Source organism: Acidithiobacillus ferrooxidans ATCC 23270, from assembly GCF_000021485.1.
GTDB classification, from domain to species: domain Bacteria; phylum Pseudomonadota; class Gammaproteobacteria; order Acidithiobacillales; family Acidithiobacillaceae; genus Acidithiobacillus; species Acidithiobacillus ferrooxidans.
Map to the genome: position 1 here is coordinate 1626971 of NC_011761.1, position 17481 is coordinate 1644451.

General features: G+C 59.4%; 12 protein-coding genes. 3 read left to right on the forward strand and 9 right to left on the reverse strand.

Going from position 1 to position 17481, the window contains the following annotated elements; genetic code table 11:
* Positions 1-14 precede the first annotated feature (14 nt).
* The 7 genes from AFE_RS08665 to AFE_RS08695 form a co-directional block, all read right to left on the reverse strand.
* Positions 15-1484 carry a CYTH and CHAD domain-containing protein gene (locus AFE_RS08665; RefSeq protein WP_012536814.1) on the reverse strand — a complete coding sequence of 490 codons (1470 nt, stop codon included), beginning with the start codon at positions 1482-1484 and terminating at the stop codon, positions 15-17.
* Positions 1468-2106 carry a ParA family protein gene (locus AFE_RS08670; protein WP_009564036.1) on the reverse strand — a complete coding sequence of 213 codons (639 nt, stop codon included), beginning with the start codon at positions 2104-2106 and terminating at the stop codon, positions 1468-1470. The genes AFE_RS08665 and AFE_RS08670 overlap by 17 nt, the downstream gene beginning before the upstream one ends.
* Positions 2107-2118: 12 nt before the next feature.
* A complete protein-coding gene (gene ppk1 / locus AFE_RS08675; RefSeq protein ID WP_012536815.1) occupies positions 2119-4224 on the reverse strand; it encodes a polyphosphate kinase 1 in 2106 nt (701 codons plus the stop codon).
* Positions 4217-5083 (reverse strand): bifunctional methylenetetrahydrofolate dehydrogenase/methenyltetrahydrofolate cyclohydrolase FolD, encoded by an 867-nt coding sequence (gene folD, locus AFE_RS08680; protein WP_012536816.1) that lies wholly within the window; start codon positions 5081-5083, stop codon positions 4217-4219. Before folD ends, ppk1 begins: the two co-directional genes overlap by 8 nt.
* Positions 5084-5317: 234 nt before the next feature.
* Entirely contained in the window at positions 5318-8398 is a 3081-nt protein-coding gene (locus AFE_RS08685) for an efflux RND transporter permease subunit (protein WP_012536817.1), read from the reverse strand.
* A gap of 11 nt (positions 8399-8409) precedes the next feature.
* On the reverse strand, positions 8410-9501 hold the full coding sequence (locus tag AFE_RS08690; RefSeq protein WP_012536818.1) for an efflux RND transporter periplasmic adaptor subunit: 1092 nt from the start codon (positions 9499-9501) through the stop codon (positions 8410-8412).
* 43 nt (positions 9502-9544) lie between these two features.
* Entirely contained in the window at positions 9545-11092 is a 1548-nt protein-coding gene (locus AFE_RS08695; RefSeq protein ID WP_009564623.1) for an efflux transporter outer membrane subunit, read from the reverse strand.
* A gap of 222 nt (positions 11093-11314) precedes the next feature.
* On the opposite strand from AFE_RS08695, the gene AFE_RS16950 reads away from it, so the two are divergent.
* Positions 11315-12103 carry a tetratricopeptide repeat protein gene (locus tag AFE_RS16950; RefSeq protein ID WP_009564622.1) on the forward strand — a complete coding sequence of 263 codons (789 nt, stop codon included), beginning with the start codon at positions 11315-11317 and terminating at the stop codon, positions 12101-12103.
* Between the two features lie 66 nt (positions 12104-12169).
* On the opposite strand, the gene AFE_RS08705 is transcribed toward AFE_RS16950, so the two are convergent.
* Complete coding sequence (locus tag AFE_RS08705) at positions 12170-12748, reverse strand: Maf family protein (protein WP_009564621.1); 579 nt, start codon at positions 12746-12748, stop codon at positions 12170-12172.
* A 12-nt stretch (positions 12749-12760) separates the two neighbouring features.
* Positions 12761-15550, reverse strand: coding sequence for a phosphoenolpyruvate carboxylase (gene ppc, locus AFE_RS08710; RefSeq protein ID WP_012536819.1), 2790 nt, complete (start codon positions 15548-15550; stop codon positions 12761-12763).
* A gap of 334 nt (positions 15551-15884) precedes the next feature.
* Here ppc and hfq point away from each other — a divergent pair, with 334 nt between their 5' ends.
* Together hfq and hflX are read left to right on the forward strand one after the other, a co-directional pair.
* Positions 15885-16151 carry an RNA chaperone Hfq gene (gene hfq / locus AFE_RS08715; RefSeq protein WP_009561005.1) on the forward strand — a complete coding sequence of 89 codons (267 nt, stop codon included), beginning with the start codon at positions 15885-15887 and terminating at the stop codon, positions 16149-16151.
* Positions 16152-16174: 23 nt separating this feature from the next.
* Positions 16175-17473: a ribosome rescue GTPase HflX gene (gene hflX, locus AFE_RS08720; protein ID WP_012536820.1), complete on the forward strand. Its 1299-nt coding sequence runs from the start codon at positions 16175-16177 to the stop codon at positions 17471-17473.
* Positions 17474-17481: the final 8 nt, after the last annotated feature.

Below are 17481 nucleotides of genomic sequence, written 5' to 3' on the forward strand. Positions count from 1 at the left end.
GGGATGTCGACGCATCAGTTCCACGGACGGGGGATGCTCTCCAGCCGTTTCCAGTGCCGGGAGAATTTTTTGTGTTGCCGGACCTCCCGGGCATGGAGATAGCCCATCAGCATCCCCGCATTGAAGGCGAGCCCGTGCCTGCGGCTGGTAGCCAGTCCTGCAAGATGCTGCCCTGCCATATCTGCGTCATGCATTGCGCCGGAGATTTTTTGCAGGGCGGAGAGGGTCTTGATCAGCGCCTTGCTGTCTTTGCTGGGCCACATATCTCCTAGTGCGAGAATTACATAGCGCCAATTCTTGATGCGAATGCGCAGGGCATGAAGCTCGGCGGGGGTTTGGGCCGCAGCACCCGCCGCCGTCAATTTGCGGTCCTGACGCCGCAAATGCATTTCCGCGTAGTGCTGGAGGTCTTCGTCACTGTGCAATGCGGCACGCAGCAGCAGCGCCCAGATCTGCAGTATCGTAGCGGCGAGGTGACCCAGTCCGGCAGGGGTGGTTTCGGCCTGCGCGCTCAACCAGGTGTACAGGGGCGCGACCTCTGTGCCTGTCCCGGCAGCCAAAGTCGCCCAGTATTCGGCCAGCACTTCATGATCGCGCCGTATACTTTGCTGATGAAACCAGTCCGCCAATTCCTGACGGACACCCTCCAGACGCTTGTCGGTATCCAGCGCCCGGCAGAATCGCAGCACTGCGCGCAGGCTGCGGACAGCTTTGCGCAACTGATGAAAGGTCTCCGGGCTGTTACCGGCCGCATGCTGCCTGGCGGCGGTGAGGGCCTGCTGACATTGTGCGATCAACAGGCGGCTAAGTGCCTTCCCGGCATTTTCGTGTCGGCGCAGCGGTGGTGTTTTGTCCCCCAGCGCAACGGCATCGGCTGGTATCAGTCCGGCCAGACGCAACCCCCGGAACATCTTGCTCTCCCCATCAGGCAGCAACGGCAGATGGGCGCATAGCTCCGCGCCCATCTCCAATATCGCAGCAGGCTCCCCGGTCGCCAACTCCAGCTCGATTTCGAGAATCGGTTCGCACAGGCCGCTGGCAAGGATTTCTCCACGATCCAGGGCGACTACTATCTGACTGCCATCGGCACAATCCACCCGGCTTTCCAGCCGCTCAAAACGGGTTTCGAGGATGGCCTGCAGAGCCAAATCCAGAAAGGGTGCCAGCAATACCGCGGCGTCCGGGTCGGTAAACACCCGGAGGTCCGCTGCGGAGGAGGAAACGGTGACATTCCATTCGGGGCGCTGATGCAATCCGCCCACGGACTGTCCATCGGCCTTGAGGGTGGCGACCCACTCCTTACCTTCTCGACGCACCCGATACGCGAGCTTCGCGCGCCGCAAGGCGCCGTCCCGGCTGTCATAATAGACCGCATGCAGTTTCAGGGTAGGGGCTTTCCCCAGTGCGAGCAGAGGGAATTTGCAAATCCTTTCCCAGGTGACAGGGGATGGGTCCAGTATTTGCAGTTTAAGCTCCTGTTCCATATTTCCCTTCCATCACGAAACGCAGAATCTGCGCCCATTGCGGCAGATCGGCCCGGGTTTCGGCGGCGCGTAGGTCTGCCACTCCCGCACCCAGTTGCGCCGCCCTCACATAAAGTTCGCTGTCGCGCAGGGTGGCCACTACCGGCAATTGCAAATCCGCAAGAAAGGTCTGCAAATGCTGTCCGCCCTTGGTACGCGCATTCACCCGGTTGGCAATCACGCCCATGCGCACCTTTCCCTTACGAAAGCGTTTTATTTCCTTCAGTTGTTCCAGGAAGACGCGGCTGGCGTCCATATCGAAGGAAGATGGTCCGATGGGCACCAGCAACGCTTCCACCTCCCCCAGCATGTCTTCCAGACGCCCTTTCTTGAGACCGGCAGGGGCGTCAAAGACCACGAAATCCGTGGGTGGATAATCGCGGAAATCCCGGTCGGCATCGGTAATGACGGACAGCTTGGGGAGGTGTTCCGATCGTCGCCCGGCCCAGGTGCTGGACGAGCGCTGTGGGTCCAGGTCGGCGAGGAGCACCGAACCGCGCAGTGCCAGCAGGCTGGCGAGATTGGTGGCGACGGTTGTTTTTCCGGCACCTCCTTTACTGTTGAGCACCAGCACCCGGATCACTGCTCGCGCCTCTCACCCATAATGACTGCTCCTGTTGTAGTGTTCCAGCAGACGGTCCTGTGCGGATTTGCAGTTGGCATCCAGGGGGTTGCGTAAAAATTCATAATCACCATCCGCACGCATCGCCCAAGCGTTACAGTCGTCTTCCAAGTATAGCTGAAGGGTTTCCGTGAGTATGCGGGCGCGCAAGTCGGGGTCGGTAATGGGTACTGCGACTTCCAGACGGCGGAAAAGATTGCGTCCCATCCAGTCGGCGCTCGATATCCAGAGACGGGGATGCCCGTTGTTTCCGAAGTAATAGACGCGACTGTGTTCGAGGAAACGGCCGACAATGGAACGTACCCGGATATGATCGGAGACACCTGGGATGCCGGGGCGCAGGGCACAGGCGCCGCGCACCACCAGGTCGATTTCCACCCCGGCCTGGGAGGCCCGGTACAGGGCGCGAATCAGATCGGGTTCGACCAGCGCGTTCACCCGCACGATGATGCGACCTTTGCTTCCGTGACGGATCTCCGTATCGATGGCTTCCTGTATGCCCTGGAACATCGTAAAGGGACTCTGCAGCAGACAGCGCAATTGTGGTGCCTTGCCCATGCCAGTGATATGCATGAACAGGTCATTCATGTCCGCCGTGATGTCGGGATTTGCCGTGAGCAGGCTGAGATCAGTGTAAATCCGCGCATTGCGGGGATGATAATTGCCCGTACCCAAGTGCCCGTAGAGGCGGATCCCGTCCTCCTCCCGGCGCAGGATGAGAATCATCTTGGCATGCACCTTGTGATTGACCACGCCGTATACCACCTGCACACCCACTTCTTCCAGACGCTCGGCCATCCGGATGTTATTGGCTTCGTCAAAGCGGGCCTTGAGTTCGACCACTGCCGTGACCTGTTTCCCGGCCATGGCCGCTTCTATCAACGCGTCGATGACCGGGGAGTCGGGGGTGGTACGGTACAGCGTCTGCTTGATGCCGATGACTTTTGGATCGCTGACCGCCTGGCGGAGGAAATCCAGAACCGGGTTGAAGCTCTGGTATGGGTGATGGAGCAGGATGGGCGCCTCCCGTAGATGCGCGAATATGTTCTCGGGGTGTGAACAAACCGCTGGCAGCCCCGGTATGAAGGGCGGATAAAGCAAGTCGGGGCGGGGGACCATTTCGATGATGGCCGCCAACCGTGACAGATTCACGGGACCCTGCAATGAATACAGGTTGCTCTCGCTCAGTTCAAAATGTTTCAGAAGATATTCCACCACTTCCCGCGGACAATTGTTAGCGACCTCCAGCCGTACCGCCTCGCCAAAGGGGCGTAGCGGTAATTCATCGGCCAGCGCGTCGAGGAGATTGTCCACCTCTTCCTCATCCACAAAGAGTTCACTGTTGCGCGTCACCCGAAACTGATAAAAACCCTGGATGGTCAGACCCGGAAAGAGCGCCTGCACATGTTCGTGGATGACGGAGGAGAGAAACACGAAATCATTCGGACCCGCCAGATGTTGCGGAATCCAGATGATGCGGGGGAGAATGCGTGGCGCCTGTACGATGGCGATGGGGCTGTGTCGCCCGTAAGCATCCTGGCCTTCCAGAACGATAGCGAAATTCAGCCCTTTGTTCTGTACCTTGGGAAAGGGGTGGGCGGGGTCGAGGCTCAGGGGAGTGAGCAGAGGCAGCACCTCCGTCTGGAAATAATTGCTGATCCAACGTTTCTGCGCTGCCCGCCATTCGCGGCGGCGCAACAAGCGAATACCTTCCTTAGCCAGAGCGGGCAGCAGGCGCTGATTCAGGCATCGGTATTGTTCGGAAATGATTTCATGGGCCTTTTTCGCTACTGCCTCGATTTCGCGTTGGGGCCCAAGCATGTCCGGTCCCAAGGGGCCGGCGCCGAATTTAAGCCGCTGCAACAGTCCGGCCATGCGCACTTCAAAAAATTCGTCCAGATTGCTGGAAACGATGGTCAGGTAGCGTAAACGTTCCAGCAGCGGTACGCGCTGGTCGTCAGCCAGGGCCAGTACCCGCTGGTTGAAGGCGAGGATGCTGAGGTCTCGGTTGAAGTACAGCTCAGGGCTGTCGAGAGGCGGCGCGGAACGGGCTTTTTCCGGCGCAGGCACCTCAGACATGCGGTGCCCCCATGCGGTGCTCCGCGGCGATCAGGGTGTTCTGCAGAAGGGTAGCCACAGTCATGGGTCCGACCCCGCCGGGGACCGGGGTGATCCACGCCGCACGCTGCTCTGCGCCGGCAAAGTCCACGTCGCCGGTCACCCGCCCATCCGGAAGACGGTTGATTCCTACATCGATCACCACCGCGCCCTCACGAATCCACGCACCAGAGATCAACCCCGGTTTGCCGGCCGCCGCAACCAGCAGTTCGGCGCGCCCTACATGAGCCGCCAGGTCCCGGGTAAAGCGATGACAGACGGTCACCGTTGCGCCGGCGAGGAGAAGTTCCAATGCCATGGGGCGCCCGACGATATTGGAGGCACCAACGATTACCGCCTCTTTTCCCTTGATATCGATGCCAGATTCCTGAAGGAGGGTCATGATGCCCGCAGGTGTGCAGGAGCGAAGCAATGGCGCGCGCAAGGCGAGACGGCCAATATTGTAGGGGTGGAAACCATCCACGTCTTTTTCCACCGCGATGGCTTCGATGATTTCTTCCGGATCAAAATGGGGAGGGAGTGGCAGTTGCACCAGGATGCCGTCGACTGCGTCATTGACATTCAGCTCCCCAATATGGGCCAGAAGTTGTTGTGGATTAGTGTCTGCTGGCAAATTGGCGGAGAATGAGGCAATTCCCACCGAAGCACAGGTCTCCCGCTTTTTCTGTACATAAATCCGGGAGGCCGGATCAGCGCCGACCAGTACTACCGCAAGGCCGGGGGAGCGCCCCCATTGGCGGAGAAAGGCATGGCTGCGAAGGGAAATATCGGCATGTATTTTTTGCGCGATGGCTTTGCCATCAATGCGTCGTGCAGTCACTTGGGCCTCTTTGGCGAGGTCTCGCTACTCAGGAAAAAATGCTCACCCATGAAAAAGTTACCTGTGTGAAAAGTGGGCGCGTCAACCGGCGAGGTGGCGGCAAAACGGAGCATCCCGGAAAACGAGAGCCATGTTCGCCGGATATTCTTCGGGCGGCCTCTTCTTTTGTCAAGCTACAACGGGGCACTGAAGGGTACCCCGGCCCATGATGTCCAACAAGATGAAACAGTCGTTTCAGGCTTCCCGGGAATTTTGAGGTTCCCGTAAATCCTTGGCGAGTATCATATAGATGGCTGGCACAACGAAGAGCGAGAAAAAAGACCCGATAGCCAGCCCGGTAAAGATTACCAGACCCATGTCGAAGCGGCTGACCGCCCCGGCTCCACTCGCCAGCAAGAGGGGCAATACGCCCAGCACCATCGCACCGGTGGTCATGAGAATGGGCCGCAGGCGGATGCTGGAGGCTTTTTCCACGGCGGAGCGCTTGTCCAGCCCTTCGTGTCGCTGGATCTGGTTGGCGAACTGGACGATGAGGATGCCTTGCTTGGCGATGAGGCCAATGAGAGTAATGAGGCCCACTTCGGTGTAGATGTTGATGGTGGCCAGCCCCAGACTGATGAAGATCAGCGCCCCGCTGATGGACATAGGCACCGTGATGAGCACGATGAGCGGATCGCGAAAGCTCTCGAATTGCGCGGCGAGGAGCAGATAAATGAGGAGGATGGCCAAGGCAAAGGTAACCAGCAGCCCGCTTTTCTCCTGCATATACTGCCGCGACTGGCTGGAGTAGTCGATGGAGAAGCCCTTGGGCATAATGTTCTGGGCCTGGGTTTTCAGATAAGCCAATGCTTGGCCGAGGGTCACACCGGGGGCGGGCACCGCCTGAATGGTGGCGGAATTGAGCTGCTGGAACTGCGGCAGAAACTGCGGTTGCACCTCCGTTTCCACCGACACCAGGGTGGATAGCGGCACCATCTGCCCCGTTGCAGTAGCTACGTAGTAGGTCTTGAGCATGCCTGGGTTGGCGCGGAAGTGGTCCGGCACCTGCGGGATCACTTCATAGCTCCGGCCTTTCAGATCAAATCGATTGACGTAATTGCCGCCAAGCAGCGGTTGCAGATCCTGCGCGATATTCGCCATGGTCAAGCCGAGGTTGGCGGCCATATTGCGATGGATGTGAAGGACGATTTCCGGATTGTCGATGCGCAGATCCTTGGTCACGTAGACGAACAGGCCGCTTTTCTGGGCGCGGTCGATGACATCGTTGGCCACCTGGTCCAGCTTGTCGTAACCTCCACTCGACTGCAGCACGAATTGAACCGGCAGCCCCCCGGCGGACCCTGGCAGGGACGGCGGTTGGAACGACGCCACCTGCAGACCGGTGATCCCGTTCATTTGCTGTTGTACCTGGGGCGCCAACTGCATGGCGGTTACCGATCGCTTGTCCCAGTTTTTCAGCCGCATGCCGGCGATGAGACTGTTCGTTCCGCCACCACTGCCAACGGATATCCCCGTGACCATGAAGACGGCCTTGGTCTCCGGATACCTGCCCAGGTCATGGACGATTTTCATGCCGTACTTGCTCAGTAGTTCCGGGGTGATGTTGGGCGCGCCCGTACCCATATTGAAAATGATACCCTGATCTTCCTGCGGCGCCAGTTCCTGTTTGCTCGTGGTGAAGAGGAAATAAATGCTCACGAATATCACGGCGGCAAAAAGCAGGGTCACCGGCACGAAGTTGAGGCTACCCCGGAGCAGCCGATCGTACAGGCGGCGCAGTTCCTCGTAGCGGGTATCGATGAAGTGGGCGAATCCATGCGCGCTGCTGGCTCGGAGTATCTTGCTGCTGAGCATGGGCGACAGGGTCAGCGCCACCACCATGGAAACCACCACGGTAGCCACCAGCGTAAAGGCGAACTCGCTGAAAAGACTGCCGGTCAGACCGCTCATGAAGCCGATGGGGGCAAAGACGGCGATCAGCGTGGTGGACATCACCACGATGGCGGTACCCAGCTCCCGACCAGTCATCAAGGCCGCTTGGAGGGGGCTTTTGCCCTCGTCGATGTGACGGTGCACGTTTTCCACCACGATGATGGCGTCATCCACCACCAGGCCGATGGCCAGAACGATGGCGAGCAGGGTGAGCAGGTTGATGGTGAAGCCCATGGCCCACATGATGAAGCCGGCACCGATGATGGACAGGGGAATGGCCACCGCCGGGATGAGCACCGAACGGAAGGAACCCAGGAAGAGGAAGATCACCAGAACCACCACTGCCAGCGTGATACCGATCGTTATGAGAACGTCGTTGATGGAGGCCTTGATGTAGTCCGTTGCGTCGTAGGGGATGGCCATGTGCATGCCCGGCGGAAGGGCAGTGCCGAGTTCAGCCAGGGCCGCCTTGACTCCCGCCGCGACATTCAGCGAGTTGGCCGACGGTGCCTCCTGAATACCGACGAAAGCCGCCGGTTTGCCGTCAAAATAAGCGCTGGAATCGTAATTCTGCGCTCCGAGTTCTACCTGGGCGATGTCCTTGAGGCGGATGATGGTATTACCCACATTTTTGACCACGAGGTTGCGGAACTGCGCCGCGTCATGGAGGTTGGTGGTCGCGACGATAGTGTCCCCCGTCTCGGTCCCCCGGGTGCTCCCTACCGCCGAGATGAAGTCGTTGGCGGCCAGAATCTGGGATACCTGGGACGCGCTGATCCCGAGGGCTGCCATCTTCCGGGGATTGAGCCAGACGCGCATGGAATACGTATTGCCGTTCCCGGAGCCGGGCGGCAGGATCTGCGCCTGACCCACGCCGCTGACCGCCGCGAGCTTGGGCTGGACCACCCGCAGGAGGTAGTCGGTAATCTGCTGCTGGTTCAATTGGTTGCTGTAAAAGGCGATATACATGAGATCCGTGGTATTGCCCACGGTCACGTTGATCACCGGCAACTGGCTGCCGGCGGGCAGTTCGTTGGTCACCTGCTGGACCTTCGACTGGATATTGGCCACCGCCGCGTCGGGGCTGTAATTCAGTTTCATGTACACGGTGATGGTGGACATGCCCTCGGAACTGTTGGAGGTCATGTAGTCGATGCCGGGGGCGCTGGCGATCACCCGCTCCAACCGGGTGGTGATGAAGCCCTGGATGGTGTTGGGATTGGCGCCGGGGTAGGCCGTGGTTACCGTAACCACGGTGTTGGTGATGGCCGGGTACTCGCGCACCGTCATTTCGGTATAAGCCCGTAATCCGAGAAGGAGGATCACCAGACTCAAGGCCGTAGCCAGAACCGGTCGATGAATGAAGATATCCGTAAATTTCATCGCCGCCATCCTCAGGCTTTGCCGCTGGCGGGGATTTTGACAGGACTACCCTCGTGGAGCTTGATCTGCCCCCCGGTGACCACCAGCTCTCCCGCACGCAGCCCCGACAGAATCTGTACCTCGCTGCCTCGCTGGATACCGGTCTTGACGATGCGCTGGAGGGCGATCTGGCTTTCCTTGCCATGGATGGTTTTTTTCTCCACCACATAGACAAAGTCACCGAAGGTATTATAGGTGATGGCGCTGGCCGGTACGGTCAACACTTTCTCCAGCCTTTTCTCGATCACCGTGACATTCCCGAACATACCCGGGCGCAGGATGGTTTTTGGATTAGGCACCGTGGCCTGGACGTCAATCTGGCGCGTGGCGGTATTGATGGCCGCCCCCATGGCGGTGATCTTGCCGCTGAAGGTCTGGCCGGGATAACTGTCCACCTCCACCTGAACGGGTGTGCCTACATGGATGCGGGCGAAATCACTCTGAGGCACCGTAAAGTTCACAAAGAGGGGATCCCAGGACTGGAGATCCACCATGGCGGTCCCGGGGATGATGTATTGCCCCAGGTCTACCTGGCGAACTCCGAGATAGCCGCTGAAGGGCGCGCGGATGGCGAGTTTTGCGAGAGTGGCGTGGTCATTTTTTACGGCGGCGACCGCGCTTTGGTAGCTGGCCACCGCGGAATCGAGCTGAGACTGGCTGGCGGCCTTGGTGGCGATGAGCGTCTGCGTCCGGCGGAGATTGATCTGGGCCAATCGCCGCTGAGCCTCGTCGCTGGCCAGTTGCGCCAACTGGTTGCTGTTGTCGATCTGGATCAGAGGGGTACCGGCCTTGACGTATTCTCCGGAATGAAAATAGATACCGGTAATGGCACCGCCCAACTGGGGCGTCACCTCCACACCCTGGATGGCGGCAAACGATCCCACGGCAGTTACTTCCGGGTGCCACTCCCGCTCTACCACCTTGCTGGCGCTGACGCTGACGACCGGTACGGGCATATGCGCCAGGGCCTGGTGCATCATATAGTTGCCGTAGAGCTTGAAGCCGAAAATACCGCCGAAAAGGATCAGCAATACAAGAATGACAATGACAAATGCTTTCTTCATGACCAGTCTCCGCGGCGGATGGCTGTGTTGAATGCTGAATGGCTCATGGCTTTACCTGTGTTACCGGCAACGCGCCAGCAGAGGGATGAGGCTTGCCCTGTGTATTTACGGGCGTTGACTTCCTGTCGGCTTTGTTCCACCAGCCGCCGCCCAATGCGACCAACAGCGCGGCCGTATCCTGATAGCGCTGCGACCTAGCGGTTATTTCGGCAATTTTGGCGTTGTCATACTGCACTTCTGCAGTGAGGAGGGTGAGATAGTCAGATGCACCCGCACGATAACTCGCCTGCGCCAGCCGCAGTGCTTCCGCTGCGGCCTGTAGTGCCGCGCGTTGCGCAGCAAGGGTCTGCGCGTCATGTTCCACGGCGCGCAAGGCGTTGGCCACCTGGTCGAAGGCGTTCAGCACCGTGCTGCGGTAGGCGGCATAAACCGCATCATAGGCGGCATGGGCCTCGGCTTTCTGAGCTTCCAGTTTGCCGCCCTCGAAAATCGGCTGGGACACGGCACCTACCAGGCTCCATATGCTGCTGACGGGGTTGAAAAACAGCGCGGGATGACTCGCCGTATCGCCAAACGCCGCAGTAAGCTGAACGGTAGGGTAGAATTGCGCCCTTGCCTCGCCGATGACCGCATTTGCGGCCTTCATTTGCGAAAGTGCAGCGCGGATATCCGGACGCTGTTTGAGCAATTGCGAGGGGAGGCTCACCGGCAATTCTTCGGGTAGTTGCAATTCGGTCAGGGTAAAGGGCTGCCGCCTAGCATCTGCGGGAAAAGCGCCCACGAGAATGGCCAGTTCATGGCGATAGACGGCGAGTTGCTGCTTCAGCGGGGGCAACGTCGCCAATTCGCTGGCCAGTTGGCTGCGCTGGGTGACGACACTGAGATAGTCCACGGCGCCCGCCTTGTACTGGTTCTCGGTGAGTTCCAGAAGTTGCCGCTCCTGGGCGACGATGGCCCGGGTGGCGCGAATTTGCCCCTCTGTCGCCGCCTCGCTGACGGCAGTGGTGACGATGTTACCGGTCAGGGTCAATCGTGCCGCTTCCAGTTCCCACTGCTGATATTTTACCAAAGCCTCACTGTTGCGATAGACCAGACGGTTGACACCAAAAATGTCCGGGTAATAGGAAACGCCGACGCTTCCGGTAATCAGGGAATAGTGAAATCCACTGCTGCCACCAAAGGCTGCCGCGCTAGCTTTGCTCCGATTAGCCTGCAGATTGCCGGTGACCTGTGGATAGAAGATGCTGGCGTTCGCGCGCGCGGTGGCCTCGGCCTGTTTCAACTGGGCCTGAGCCTGGGCGATGGTCGGGCTGTTTTTCAGGCCTGTCGCGATTAATTCGTCGAGCGCCTTGGAGTGAAAGAGTTTCCACCACTCCTCGTGCAGCTCTTTGCCATACGCGATCTTCTGGGCGTGACCGGAAGGGCCGCCCGGAGCCACGGTTTCTTTGGGGCTGATGCCCGCCGTGTAAGGTGTTTTGTCGGCCGGTGCCTGGGGAACGCGCAGCGGCGGCTCAAAGCTACAGGCCGCCAGACTTCCCGCAAGTGCCGTTGCCAGTACCGTAGCGACGGGTCTTGGTAGTGGTTTTTGCACAACGACACCTCTCAACGGCCTGTACCGACTGGTCAGTATAATGGCGAGAATCCCCCCTTTCTGTCAAACCGACCCCATCCTTAATTCCGTCGGCGCACGTTGGACGCCCGCAAAGTTGCATCGGGGCCGGAATGATCTGTCCTAAAGAAGTATATATCACCTCTTGAATTAGAGAGAGTTTCACCCCATATTGGAAGCCGAGGATTTTGATTGGAGGAGCGTATGAAGACAAAATTTTTTGGAGCCATTGCCATGCTTTGGCTGCTGGCAGCGCCTGCTGCATGGGCCGAGCCCAGCGTAGCCCAGGTTGCCCAGGCCGTACAGGCGGGTCACCTGAGCCAGGCGCAAGGCATGATGCGGGAGGTGTTGGCTGCGCATCCGCAATCTGCGGAAGCACAGTATGTGGAAGCGCGAATTCTTGCGCGTCAGGGTGACTGGGCCGGGGCCGGCGCGGCTTTGGCGAAAGCGGAACAGCTAGCGCCGACCATGCCCTTTGTCAAACCGCAGGTGTTGACAACTTTTAAGCAGTCTCTGCAGCGCCATGTTGACAAACCGGTCGGCAAAGGCGGTCACTGGGGTGCTGTGCTGGCCTTTTTCCTCGGACTGGTAGCCTTGATCGCGCTGATCTCCATGCTTCGGCGGCGGCGCCAACAGCCCGGGATGTTGTACCGCGGACAGCCTTCCGGGCCCTTCGGTGGTACGAATGGGTACGGGCCCAATGGGCCGATGTATCCCGGCGGGGGTACCATGGGCGGTGGTATGCCGCAGCAAGGCGGCGGGTTGGGGTCGAGTCTGGCATCCGGCATTGCCACCGGCGTGGGGGTGGGGGCAGGACTGGCGGCCGGGCAGGCGCTGGCCGGAAGCCTTTTCGGACATGGCAGCGAGGCGGGTAATGTGGGCAGTGACGGCGGCAATGATGCTCTCGGCCTGACGAATGACTCCTGGGGCAACGATCAACTGGCATCCAATGATGATTTCGGTATGGATGATGGCGGAGACGGCTGGGGTTAAGCCACTTGTTTTTGCAAACTCGGAGGGGCGTCGCTGGATGCCCCTTTTTTAATTCGTTTCCGGATATTATGGCAACGGGTAACCGAGGTTGCGCAATGCCCGGCAGACGGCGATCAGCGGTAAACCCATCAGGGCGTTGGGATCCTCGCCTTCCATGTGTTCCACCAGGCTGATTCCCAGCCCTTCGGAGCGAAAACTTCCGGCACAGTCCAAAGGCATGTCCCGTTCCACGTAGCGACGGATCTCCGCATGGGTCAGTGCGTACAGGACGACACGATATGGCACCAGAAACGCTTCCGTACCAGACGGGGCGACCACCGTCACACCATTCAAAAAATCCACCGCCTGGCCCTGCATCCAGGTCAGTTGCGCAACCGCCTGTTCGATATTTCCTGGCTTGCCGAGAACGCGGCCGGCGCAGACGGCCATCTGATCGGCACCAATCACCACTGCCTGCGGGAAGCGTTGGGCGACGGCCAGCGCTTTGGCATCCGCCAGACGGCACACCAGTGTTTCAGGGGTTTCGTCCGGAAAGGGGGTTTCATCCACCGCTGCAGTCTCCACCCGAAATGGGATCTGCAGCCGGCGCAGGAGGTCCCGCCGGTAAGGGCTGGTAGAGGCCAGAATCAGTTCGGGTAAGGCCATGCGCACGCGTCCTTAACCAGTATTGCGCTGACCGGCGGATATGGCGTTGATGGTGCGCAGCAGGGGATCCAGCCATATCTCCCGGAATTCCGGGGGGGTCTCGTCGTTGCGATAGCGCCGCAGCAACGCGAGTTGAATATGATTCAGAGGCTCCATATACACATTGCGCCGTTGCAGGGAGAACGCCAGGGTTGGGTTGTCGGCAAGCAAATGGTCAGCCCCGACGATGGCGAGCATCTCCGCCTGACTGCTTTCAAATTCTGCCTGAATTTTACGGTAGATTGCGATGGCGGCGTCCCGGTCGTTGGGTAAGCCTGCGTATTCTCCGGCAATCGCCATGTCGGTCTTGGCCATCGCCATGCCGATATTCCCCATGAGCGCCCGAAAGAACGGCCAGTGCCGGTACATGTCCTGTAGTGCCTGCAAACGTTCCGGCTTGTCCTCCCGCCAGCGGGCGAGGGCGGAACCGAGGCCGTACCATGCCGGAAGAACATGTCGTGACTGAGCCCAGGCAAATATCCACGGAATGGCGCGGATGGAGGACATGGAGCGATCGCCGCGCTGGCGATGGGAGGGGCGCGAGCCGATGTTCATGTGGGCGATTTCGTTGAGGGGGGTGGCCTCGTAGAAATAATCCATGAACCCTGGGGTGCCTTCCGTGAGATCGCGGTATACAGCCTCCCCAGTCCTGGTGAGTTCCGCCATGATTTTCAGATGGTCCGGGTTGTCACCAGATGCTGACCGAACCAGTCCTATGCTCGCCTTGATGAGACCCGCCGTACCTACGGTCAGTTCATACACCGCAGTCTCCAGATTGGCGTACTTGAAGGAAAGCACCTCGCCCTGTTCGGTAATTTTGATCTGCCCGCGTACCGTATCTGGTGGTTGTGCCAGTATGGCTTCATAGGTGGGGCCACCGCCACGGCCCACACTGCCGCCGCGACCGTGAAAAACCCGAATCCGTATCTTCCGTTTGTCTGCCAGGGCTGCCAGCCGTAGCTGGGCCTGATACAGGGACCAACTGGAAGAAAGTATGCCGCCATCTTTGCAGGAGTCGGAATAGCCCAGCATCACCTCCTGGATGTCATCCTGACTGCCGAGAATCTTGGCGTAAACCGGGTTGTCCAGCAGGGTGGACATCACCGTATCCATACGCTCCAGATCGTGAATGGTTTCAAACAGCGGGGTAACGGCGATCTCGCTGTAGAGACCCTGCCGTGACCATCCGGCCAGGCCGAACTCCTTGGCAAGTACCAGTACCTCCATAATGTGGCTTGCCTCATGGGTCATGGAGATGACGTAGTTGCCAAAGCCGGCGGTGCTGACTTCACGCCGTAGCTGGGCGATGCAGCGGAACATCGCGCAGGTTTCCGCCGCCATAGGGGACAGGTCAGGCGCTTGCTCCACCAGCGGACCGGGGCGGCGCAGCGCGTCGGAGAGCGCCAGCATGCGCGCTTCTTCGGAAAGCTCCACGTAGTTGGCGAAGCCTGGAATTCCGGCGAAAAGCTCGGCGATGGTGCGGGAGTGCACGGAAGATTCCTGGCGGATGTCCAGGTTGGCCAGGTGAAAGCCGAAGGTCTGGACCAGCCATATGATCTCCTGGACCTCGTTGTCGGCGATATACCCGTCATTGTGGCCACGCAGTGAGTCACGTACCAGCAAAAGGTCATCAAGGAAATCCTCCGCTGCGGCATAGGCGGGGCCCGCCGACTCATTCAAGACCTGACCGTTTTCCAGTTGGCGCAGACGCAAGTCGAGACGGGTCATCATGTACCGCAGTTTGCGGCGATAGGGCTCACTGGGGAAACGTTGGTCCACCCACTCCGCAAGTTCTGGAAAGTCGTCCGCATCACGCTCCAATGAAGCAAGCAGAACGGGAGAGATGGCACAGAATCGGCTGGAATGTCCGAGCAACTGATAGAGGTCGCTCAGACGCTGCTGATATTCTTTCAATACTTCAATGCTCTGGGTGCGCAAAGCCCAGCCGGTAATGGCCGCGGTAACATTGGGGTTGCCGTCCCGGTCCCCCCCGATCCAGGAACCAAAGCGGATAAACGCGGGAATATCGATGTCGGCATTTGCAAAAACCCGGCGCGCGGCCCGGCGCGCGGCCCGATAAGTGAGAGGTACCGCCTCGAACAGGCTGTCGCGGAAGTAGAACAGACCGTTTTCCACCTCATCCTGCACCTGTGGCTTGTTGGTGCGCACCTCTTCCGTTTCCCAGAGTATCTGGATCTGCGCCCGCAGGTTGTCCATCACCTCCTGTTCTTCTTCGTCATTGAGCGCAGAATCGTCGAGCATCTTGCTGGTCACGAAAATGCGGCGCAGGGCATGGAGGACCGTTCGGCGCTTGGACTCCGTGGGGTGTGCCGTGAATACCGGCAGATAACGGATCTGATCCAGGAGAAATTGCAATTGTCCGGGGTTGATACCCTGGCCTTGCAATTCGCGGAAGGTTTCCTCGAAGGACCCTGTCCACAGCATGCTTCCCTTTTGGAGCAGACGGCGGCGGTGCAGGTGCTGGAACTCCTCTTCGGCGATGTTGACCAAGCTGAAATAGGTGTTAAACGCACGGATGACCAGGACCAGATCGTCCTGGGGAAGGGCGTCGATAAAGCGGGCGAGTCGCTCCCGGAGGCGAAGGTCCTCCCGCTTGTGGAGGCGAATGTATCCCTGACGCAGTTGCTCCACGGCGTTGAATACGCGATGCCCGGCCTGTTCGCGCAGAACCTCTCCCAGCAGGTTGCCGAGCAACTTGACGCGGTTACGGAGCGCTTTACCGTTGAGGGCCTTTTTTTCCACGTATTTCGTCTCCTTTGAGGCTGATCTGCCCGGAAACCGCCTGGCAAACCCCCTGTTGCCGCTTTCGGCTCCGGGCGGGCGGAGCCGAACGGCACGCGAGATCACTTTTGACGGCTGGCTTTGCATCTAACGTAATGGCAAGTGCGCGACAGGTCAATTCACAGTGAGGCTGGTCTCCGCAACCCTCGCCCCGAGGCCGCGTCCCGATGTCGCGCAATGCATGGTATTCGGATTGTTTTTGCGGTAGGCTGATGGCCTCGAAGTGGAAGGAGGCCCGCAGGCTTTTTCACTACATCTAAAAGCGCCATAAAGCGACAGTCTTAAGGAGATAAAAATGGCCGGACAACAAAAAGGACAGGTCCTTCAGGATCCTTTTCTCAATCTTTTGCGTAAAGAACATGTTCCTGTCGCCATCTATCTGGTGAACGGCATCAAGCTGCAAGGTTTCGTGGAGTCCTTCGACCAGTTTGTCGTGCTACTGCGCAATAACGTCAGTCAGATGATTTATAAACACGCCATTTCCACGGTGGTTCCTGGTCGCGATGTGCGTTTGCCCTTGCCGGAAGCTGAAGGTGAGAGCAGCACCGAAGAAGAGGCCTGATTCTGGCGAATACCGCAGTCGCTGTGGCCGCGCCCCGGGAGAGGATTCTGCTCGTCCATGTGGTATTACATGGAGAGGCGGATCCCGACGCCGGGGCGGAGTTTTTCCATCTGGCCACCGACAGTGGTGCGGATGTGTTGGAACTGCTTTCCGTTCAGCGCGGACGTCCCGATCCTGCGACCTTTCTGGGGCGTGGCAAGGTGGCGGAACTGGCGGAGCGAGTTGCAGCATTGTCCGTGGATCTCGTTCTTTTCGACCGGGTTTTGAGCCCTGTGCAGGAGCGCAATCTGGAGGGCGCCCTCCACTGCCGGGTTGTCGACCGGGTAGGTCTCATCCTCGATATTTTTGCGCGGCGGGCGCGGACCCATGAAGGCAAACTGCAGGTGGAGTTGGCGCAACTGACGCGCCTTCGTACCCGCCTTGTCCGCGGCTGGACCCATCTGGAGCGCCAGCGCGGCGGCATCGGATTGCGGGGTCCGGGTGAAACGCAGCTGGAAACGGACCGCCGTCTCATCGGCGAACGCATTCTTTCCCTGCGCGGGCGCCTGATCAAAGTGGCTGCACATCGGGCAACACAGCGGCGGGCGCGGCAGCGGGCACCCCTGCCGACGGTCGCCTTGGTCGGTTATACCAATGCCGGCAAATCCTCCCTCTTCAATACCCTCACCAAAAGTTCCAGCTACGCCGCGGACCGTCTTTTCGCGACCCTCGATCCCGCCATCCGGCGTTTGCAGATAGAGGGGCATGAAGCCATTCTCCTGGCCGATACCGTCGGTTTCTTGCGCGACTTGCCGACCGACTTGATTGCCGCTTTTCGCGCGACACTGGAAGAGGTAAACCAGGCGCAATTACTTCTTCATGTGGTGGACAGCAGCGCGCCTGATCGCGATGCCCAGATTGCCGCGGTAGATGCGGTGTTGAGGGAAATTGGCGCGGAGGATATTCCCCGCCTGCTGGTACTGAACAAGGTGGAGCTCACCGGAGATATGCCGGGAAACGTGTATGAGAGCTCTGGCAAACTGGCAGCGGTGCGTGTCAGCGCGCACTCGGGTATCGGCATACCCGAGTTGCTGCAGGCCGTGACACAGCGTGTGGGGCGCTCCATGTTGCGCGCTGATCTGACGCTGATGCCTGAAGAAGGAGCCCTGCGTGCGCGGATACATCGTCTGGCCAGTGTTATCGCTGAGCGTTTCGATGAGCAGGGCAGGACACATCTGACTTTTGACATTGATGGTCTCAACTGGCGGCGCCTGCATACGCAGATGCGCGATAGCGGTTGTCAGGCGATGGACGCGCCCCCTACAATACCGGTTGATGGCTGAGGAAGGAG